Here is a 7,065-nt window from a genome sequence, read left to right as displayed (position 1 = left end):
GGCCCCCCCCCCCCCCCAGGGGGGGGGGCGGCCCGGGCCGCCCACCCGCCGCTCGCGGGGGCCCCCGCCCCCCGGCCCCCCCCCCCCCCCCCCACTACCGTGTTTCGATCGTCGGCGGCTCGCCATAGAACCGCCGCAGCTGCGCGGCCACCTCCGGCAACGCCTGCTGCAGCAGATCCGGTGCCGAGAAGTGATACTCGCTGGTCACCGCGAAGAATTCTTCCGGCGCTTCGGCCGCATACGGATCGATCAGCGTTTCTTCGCTCGCATCCACCTGCGCGCAGAACGCATCGTAGGCGCGCTGGAAGATGGCCGCCCACTCACGCTGCCATTCGCGCGGCAGCGGCGGTGTGCCGTCCATCGCGCCATCCAGTGCATCCAGCTTGTGCACCATCTCGTGCACCGCCACGCAGTAGCCCTCGTGCGGCGTCGCCAGGTCGGCCTGCACATCGGCCCAGGACAGGATCAGCGGACCGCTGTCCCACGACTCGCCAATCAGTTCGTCATCCCACTCATGCAGTACGCCGGCCGCATCCATGTGGCTGCGATGTACGCGGAATGCATCGGGGTAGACGATCAGCTGCGACCAGCCTTCCAGACCCACCTCGCCGAACTCCAGCAGCGGCAGGCAGCACAGCGCCGCCAGCAGCACGCCATCGCCGGCCTCCAGCTGCAGCTCGCCGATCGGCGTGATGGTCTTCTCGTGCAGGAAGCGCGTGGCCAGCACGCGCAGGCGTGCGCGGCGTTCGTCGTCCAGGCCGCGCAGCCAGGCCGCACGGCGGCAGGCCTCATTCCACAGTACATCGTCGATCGGCCGCGGCGCAGGTCGCAGCCACTGCAGCAACGACTTGATCAGCGGAACATTCCCGGCAGGTAGCTGTGCCACTTCGGTGCGCGGATGCGCTGCAGCACGTCGTCGTCGCTGCCACCGCCGCCCGTGCTGGTGTTGGCTGCCGGGCGGACCGGTGCCGGCTTGGTGGTGGCGGCCGAAGCGGTCGCGGTCGGTGCACGCTGCGAGGCGGCATCGCCGTTGGAGGACACGCAGGCGCCGCGGCTGTCGTCCAGCGCTGCCGTCGCAGACGCCGCGAAGGGCATCGTCAGCAGGATCAGGCAATGGGCATAGCGGCGCATTGACGACATCCACGTTAAGGGAAGGTGAGTTCCCGATTCTAGCCCGAACCCGGCGCCCCGTTGGAAGCCCCCGCAGAACCCAGCGTGGCGGGCGCCGCTGGCGGCTTTCCCGCATAATTCCTTCCTGACTTCGTGGAAGCTGCCGTGGACGACCGCCAATTGCTGGCCAAACTCGCTGCCGGTCGCCTCTCCGGCGACGCCCTGGCCCGTGAGCTGGGCCAGACCCGGGCGGCCATTTGGAAGCGTATTCAAGGACTTAGAGCCGCCGGTGTGGACATCGAAGGCCGTGCAGGTGAGGGCTATGGCCTGACCCGCCCGGTCGACCTGCTGGACCCGGATGCGATCCGTGCTGGCCTGCCCGCCGAGGTGCTGCCGCTGCTGCACGACCTGCAGGTGGCCTGGACGGTGGACTCGACCAATGCCGAATTGCTGCGTTGCAGCGCGCCCCAGCGCGGGGTGAGCGTCCTGCTGGCCGAACGCCAGACCGGCGGCCGCGGCCGTCGCGGCCGTACGTGGGCGTCGCCGCTGGCCGCGCACGTGTACCTGTCGGTGCTGCGGCTGTTCTCCGGTGGCCTCGGCCGCCTGGCCGGGCTGAGCCTGGTGGCCGGCATCGCCGTGGCCGAAGCGCTGCACGACCTGGGCTATACCCAGGCGCAGCTGAAGTGGCCGAATGACCTGATCGTCGATGGCAAGCGCAAACTGGTCGGCCTGCTGGCCGAGGGCGGTGGCGAATATGCCGGCCCGGCGCGCGCGGTGATCGGCATCGGCATCAACACGCACATGCCGCCATCCTTCGCCGAGCAGATCACCCAGCCGTGGGTGGACCTGGACACGCTGGCCGGCAAGCCGGTGGACCGCAACGTGGTGGTTGCTGCCGTGCTGGCGCGCCTGCTGCCGGCACTGGAAGAATTCGATCGCGAAGGCCTCGCTCCCTTTCTGCCGCGCTACGCCGCGTTCGACATGCTGGCCGGTCGCGAAGTACGGGTGGAACTGGAAGGGCAGTGGCAGCATGGCACCGCGCTCGGCCTGGCCGATGACGGCGCCTTGCGCGTGCGCATCGATGGCCGTGAGCGCCTGCTGCACGCCGGCGAAGTCAGCGTGAGGGCGGCATGAGCGATTGGTTGTTCGACCTCGGCAACTCGCGCTTCAAGTTTGCGCCGCTGCAGGGCGACCGTGCCGGTGACGTGCAGGCTTGGGCGCATGGCGCCGAAGGCATGGCCGGACAGCCGCCGCACAGCCTGCCCAGCGGCACCACCGCGTTCGTGGCCAGCGTGGCCGCACCGTCGCTGACCAGCGCGATGCTGGACCAGCTGCAGCGTCGCTTCGAGCACGTGCACGTGGTGCGTACCAGCGCCGAATGCGCCGGTGTGCGCATTGCCTATGCCAAGCCGGAAAAGTTCGGCGTCGACCGCTTCCTGGCGCTGCTGGCCGCGGCCAAGGCGCAGCGCCCGGTGCTGGTGGTGGGCGTGGGCACCGCACTGACGATTGACCTGCTCGACGCTGACGGCCAGCACCACGGTGGCCGCATTTCCGCATCGCCCACCACCATGCGCGAAGCGCTGCACGCCCGTGCCGTGCAACTGCCTGCTACCGGCGGCGACTACAGCGAATTCGCCAACGACACCGCCGATGCGCTCGCCTCCGGTTGCGATGGCGCCGCAGTGGCGTTGATCGAACGCAGCGCCCAGCAGGGGCACGCGCTGCTGGGCGTTGCACCGTCGCTGCTGGTGCACGGGGGCGGCGCACCGGCGCTGATGCCGTTGCTGCCCGGCGCCGACTACCACCCCTCGCTGGTGCTGGATGGTCTCGCCCGCTGGGCGGTGCACCAGCCCGCAGGCTAGTATCCGCGCATGCTGACCCGTGCCCTGATCGTCGTACTGGCCATCCTCAACCTTGGCGTCGCCTGCTGGTGGCTGCTGCGCGATGCACCACAGAAGCCTGCGCCGCCACCGCAACCCACGGGCGTGGCCGAGCTGCGCTGGGTGCCCGGTGGCGTGGATGCCGCCGCGGCCGCCGAAGCCACGGCTGCCGCGCCGACCGCGCCGTTGATGGAGCGCGAGCCGGCGGAGAAGACGGCCGTGGCTGTAACGCCGGCGCCCGCCGCCCCGGCGAAGCCGGAGAGTGCCAAGCCGCAGGCGGCCGAAGCTGCGCCTGCCGCCACATCGGTTGCTGGCGCCGACAAGCCGGTCGCAGCGCCCGTGCCAGCACCGGGAAAACCCGCAACCCCGCCCGAGGCTGCCGAACCGCCGCGCTGCGTCGCGCTGGGCCCGTTCGCCGACCGCGCCGCCGCGAGCAGCGCGCAGGGCAAGGCCGGCACGCTGCTCAGCCAGGTGCGCCTGCGCGAACAGCCCGCTGCCAGCGGCAGTGCCCGTTACCGGGTGATGCTGCCGGCCGCCGCCAACCGCGACGAAGCGCAGGCCACCGTGAAGCGCATCGTCGCCGCCGGCCTGAGCGACTACTACATCATCAGCCAGGGCGAGGACGCCAACGCCGTGGCGCTGGGCCAGTACCGTAATCGCGAGGGCGCCGAGCGCCGCATGGCAGCGGTGCAGGCCGCCGGCTTCCAGCCGCGCCTGGTCGCCAGCGGCGACGCCGGCCAGTGGTGGCTGGAAGCGCAACTGGCGGCGGGCACGCAGCCGGCCCAGGCCCAGCAGCGCAGCGGGGCGGCACAGAGCCGGTCGCTGGAATGCACGCGGTTGCGCTAGAATCCCCGGACCGCGGCGCTGCCGCCGGTGCACCACCCATGCCGCTTTAGCTCAGTTGGTAGAGCAACTGTCTTGTAAACAGTAGGTCATCCGTTCGATTCGGATAAGCGGCACCACCACACTCCAGTTGTGCAGCTCGACATGGCGGCGCAGTAATCGGTCGAGCACTGCTCCCTGCTGCGTCTCTCCCGTTCTTTTCCTTCCTTGCTGTTATCTCATCTTGCACCTGACGAGGCGCGTCCCACCTGCCTGTGCGCGTGCTTCGTGGTTGATGCGCGTTTCTCGTAGTTGAAAATGTGTAGCCAGTAGGCTACATTTTTCCATGAAGATCCAGCGTACCCGTCAGTTCGCGACATGGATTGACGCTCTCAAGGACGTAACTGCACGCGCTCGCATCCTGGCCCGTATCGGTCGGCTCGCCGAAGGCCATCCGGATGATCACCGCCGTCTGGGGGACGGTATTTCCGAACTGCGTATCGATGCAGGGCCGGGCTACCGCCTGTACTACACCCAGCGCGGCAGGCAGTTGCTGATTCTTTTGGTCGGAGGTGACAAAAGCTCACAGCATCGCGATATCGAAAAGGCCAGGGAGATTGCACGTGCCCTGTGAGCGTCGAACCGGCTGTAGTCGAAACGAATCAATACCGAAGTACTGGAGCTGTTCCATCATGGCCACCAAGAAAAAAGTCGAACTCAAAGCATTTGATGTGGCCGAACACCTTCGGACACCCGAAGAAATGGCCGCCTATCTCGACGCCTGCATCGAGGAAAGCGACGGCGATTCCGCGTTCATTGCCAAGGCGCTCGGCGACATCGCGCGCGCTCAGGGTATGAGCAAGGTTGCGCGCGCGGCGGGCCTGTCGCGCGAGAGTCTTTACCGCGCACTGTCCGGCGAACGCAGCCCCGATTTCGCCACCATCCTGAAGGTGACCCGTGCCTTGGGTGTGCGTCTGCATGCCAGTGCCGCGTGAGGCATCAAGGCACTGCGCTCCACTTCCGCCGCCTCAAGAAGTCAGGTGCGATCAGTCTCAATCAAACCGAATGATGCGGATCAACCCTCTTGTCGACGATCCGTCTCCGAAGGCGGCCACCGTGCCACAGGGGAATACCTCTTTCGCACCGTCATGGTTGACGAATGAGATCGTGCAGCGTGCCCGCGTCCCAGGCGTGATGCGGGTAACGGCGCGGTCATTCAGCACGAAGCTGTACCACATGAATTCAGGGCTTATGGAAAGCGCCCTGGGACGCGCGGTGGAGGCGATCATCTCGGCAACAGCGCCACCGCGCGAATCCACTTCGTCCAGCCGCAGTTCAACAAAAACAGGTTTGAGGTTTGGATAGGGTGTGCGCATTTCAGGAGTGGGTCAGCCTGATTCGATAGCCGGGGTAGCGAGGCGTTGACGCTGTGCGTTGGAATCCCACCGTTCTGCATTACTGAGCCCCCTGCACCTGCAACGCCACATACTCCGCCAGCCCCCGGCAGGCCAGCATCAGACCCTCGCGCGTGCCATCGCCGATGTCGTCCTTCTCTTCCCCATCCACGCGCACGCGCTCTGCGGCGTGGTACAGCTCCAGCAGCGATACCAGGCCCACTGCGGCGCGATCCCTGCGTGCGGCGGCCACCGTGTCGCCAGGTGTGCTTGCCGGTCCCGGCCACGGCTGTCCATCGGCGGCGTCACCGGCCTGGATGCGCTGCAGGCAGCCGGGCAGGTTGATGGGCGCGGGCGCCTCGTTCGCGGCAGCGAAAGCAGCTTCCAACGGCTGCGCCAGTTCGGGCGGCAGGCGCAAGGCAGCCTCGCCCAGGGTGGCGGTCAGGTACGGGTGATGGGGCTTGGGCATGCGGGCATCCTCGTCGGCAACAGAGGTGCCACCCGAAGAGGGTGGCGGGCGATGCGTGGCTTCCAAGACCGGAAATCGATGAGCCGGCGGGCACAGGGCCCCCACGCACCGCCCGCCGTCGATCGGCGAACGGATTGCCAGCCGGCGCCGCTTTTGGGAAGACGGCGCCGGCTGGCAAGCGTATACAGCTTCGATTACACGGGCTTGGAAGTCCCGACCACCTTTGCAGGTGGCGATTCATCATGCGCACGTGAAATCACCGCCTGCCAGTCGTTTGTTTCGATGGCATCGGGTGATCTGAAAGGAAAAATGAATTATCGCGTTTGGCCCGTTTCGAGCATCGCAATGCCAGAAGCGACATATCGCGCAGCGCCGTCATCATCGGTCATCCGGGCTGCGCCACTGTTGCCGCACGGCTTACAGTAGCGTGCGACGTAAAGCTGGCTTAACAGCCTCGGCAAGGCACCAAGGCGACGATACCAGACCCAAAAGTGCCAACGCGCGCCCAGGATCTTGATATTCCTCACGGACAGCCCGCAGCGCCCCACCGCATACTTCCGCTACACGCCCGCCCTGGGCCCCTTCGGGATAAGCACATGCGTCGCCATGCCCTGTCGCTCACCGTCGCACTGTTGTCCGCTGCTTTCGTGGCCCCGGCCATGGCTGCCGTGCCTTTCTTCAACGCCAGCTGCCCGGGCGGCATCGACGTGCACGCCGACGAAGGCGGCCCGGTCTACGTGCAGGGCCGCGAGGCCACGCTGAAGCGCTTCAACGACCGCTATTTCGAAGCACGCGATGCCAACAGCGGCATCACCCTGTCGATCAGCCGCAACGACGACGGCGCGCCGCAGATCAGCTACACCGGTCGTGGCGGCGCCAATGGCATCTGCCAGGTCAGTAGCAGTGGTGCGCCTGCGCCCGCCGCAAACAGCGCCCGCCCTCGCGACGCTGCCGCCGGGGATGCCGCGCTACCGCGCGAAGTCACCTGCGAATCCACCGGCCAGCAGCAGGTCTCTTGCGATCTGAACACCCGTGGCAACGTGGAAATCGTGCGCCAGCTCAGCCGTACCCGCTGCGAGGAGGGCAGGAACTGGGGCCTGTCGCGGCACTCGGTGTGGGTCAATGGCGGCTGCCGCGCGGTGTTCCGCAATGTGTCCTCGGTGGCCACCCCCGCGCCGGCGGGCGATACCGCGCTGGGTTCCTGCAACATGCGCAAGGGCGCGCAGGGCACGCTGGTGACCCAGATGCCGGTGGGTAGCGACTACCAGGAACTGATCATCGATTACCCCGATGGCCGCTTCCTGTGCATGATGCGCAACAACGGCCAGGTGCAGAGCGTGACGCCGGTGCGCCGTCGCGGACGCTGAGCGCGCAGCGGGTTGGGACAGGC

General features: G+C 67.6%; 10 protein-coding genes and 1 tRNA gene. 7 read left to right on the top strand and 4 right to left on the bottom strand.

From position 1 onward, the window contains the following. Positions 1-94: 94 nt before the first annotated feature. Together R5H29_RS12615 and R5H29_RS12610 are read right to left on the bottom strand one after the other, a co-directional pair. Positions 95-886: a M90 family metallopeptidase gene (locus R5H29_RS12615; protein ID WP_329842631.1), complete on the bottom strand. Its 792-nt coding sequence runs from the start codon at positions 884-886 to the stop codon at positions 95-97. Continuing rightward, the gene (locus R5H29_RS12610; protein WP_005411956.1) at positions 853-1,131 is read right to left on the bottom strand and encodes a hypothetical protein; all 279 of its coding nucleotides are present in this window, start codon (positions 1,129-1,131) and stop codon (positions 853-855) included. The genes R5H29_RS12615 and R5H29_RS12610 overlap by 34 nt, the downstream gene beginning before the upstream one ends. Before the next feature lie 144 nt (positions 1,132-1,275). Here R5H29_RS12610 and birA point away from each other — a divergent pair, with 144 nt between their 5' ends. The 6 genes from birA to R5H29_RS12580 all read left to right on the top strand — a co-directional run bounded on the left by birA (position 1,276) and on the right by R5H29_RS12580 (position 4,807). Next, on the top strand, positions 1,276-2,244 hold the full coding sequence (birA, locus tag R5H29_RS12605) for a bifunctional biotin--[acetyl-CoA-carboxylase] ligase/biotin operon repressor BirA (RefSeq protein ID WP_019661841.1): 969 nt from the start codon (positions 1,276-1,278) through the stop codon (positions 2,242-2,244). Beyond that, positions 2,241-2,972 carry a type III pantothenate kinase gene (locus R5H29_RS12600; protein ID WP_019661840.1) on the top strand — a complete coding sequence of 244 codons (732 nt, stop codon included), beginning with the start codon at positions 2,241-2,243 and terminating at the stop codon, positions 2,970-2,972. The genes birA and R5H29_RS12600 overlap by 4 nt, the downstream gene beginning before the upstream one ends. 9 nt (positions 2,973-2,981) lie before the next feature. After that, positions 2,982-3,836 carry an SPOR domain-containing protein gene (locus R5H29_RS12595; RefSeq protein ID WP_188250543.1) on the top strand — a complete coding sequence of 285 codons (855 nt, stop codon included), beginning with the start codon at positions 2,982-2,984 and terminating at the stop codon, positions 3,834-3,836. A 40-nt stretch (positions 3,837-3,876) separates the two neighbouring features. Then, positions 3,877-3,952 (top strand) — tRNA-Thr (locus R5H29_RS12590). Between the two features lie 206 nt (positions 3,953-4,158). Then, positions 4,159-4,446 carry a type II toxin-antitoxin system RelE/ParE family toxin gene (locus R5H29_RS12585; protein ID WP_329842628.1) on the top strand — a complete coding sequence of 96 codons (288 nt, stop codon included), beginning with the start codon at positions 4,159-4,161 and terminating at the stop codon, positions 4,444-4,446. Positions 4,447-4,504: 58 nt separating this feature from the next. After that, positions 4,505-4,807: an addiction module antidote protein gene (locus tag R5H29_RS12580; RefSeq protein ID WP_058979789.1), complete on the top strand. Its 303-nt coding sequence runs from the start codon at positions 4,505-4,507 to the stop codon at positions 4,805-4,807. A gap of 57 nt (positions 4,808-4,864) precedes the next feature. Here the strand turns inward: R5H29_RS12580 and R5H29_RS12575 are convergent, their stop codons facing one another. Both R5H29_RS12575 and R5H29_RS12570 read right to left on the bottom strand, forming a co-directional pair. Continuing rightward, the gene (locus R5H29_RS12575) at positions 4,865-5,188 is read right to left on the bottom strand and encodes a hypothetical protein (protein ID WP_329842626.1); all 324 of its coding nucleotides are present in this window, start codon (positions 5,186-5,188) and stop codon (positions 4,865-4,867) included. Between the two features lie 79 nt (positions 5,189-5,267). Then, on the bottom strand, positions 5,268-5,675 hold the full coding sequence (locus R5H29_RS12570; RefSeq protein ID WP_329842625.1) for a hypothetical protein: 408 nt from the start codon (positions 5,673-5,675) through the stop codon (positions 5,268-5,270). Positions 5,676-6,271: 596 nt separating this feature from the next. On the opposite strand from R5H29_RS12570, the gene R5H29_RS12565 reads away from it, so the two are divergent. After that, positions 6,272-7,042, top strand: a complete 771-nt coding sequence (locus R5H29_RS12565) for a DUF3011 domain-containing protein (RefSeq protein WP_332329242.1) — start codon at positions 6,272-6,274, stop codon at positions 7,040-7,042. The last annotated feature ends 23 nt before the right edge of the window (positions 7,043-7,065 follow it).

Origin of the sequence: Stenotrophomonas sp. A3_2 (genome assembly GCF_036624925.1) — a bacterium.
Lineage (GTDB): Bacteria > Pseudomonadota > Gammaproteobacteria > Xanthomonadales > Xanthomonadaceae > Stenotrophomonas > Stenotrophomonas hibiscicola.
Note: the sequence above shows the minus strand (reverse complement) of the source record. Positions and strands in the feature narration are given on the sequence as shown.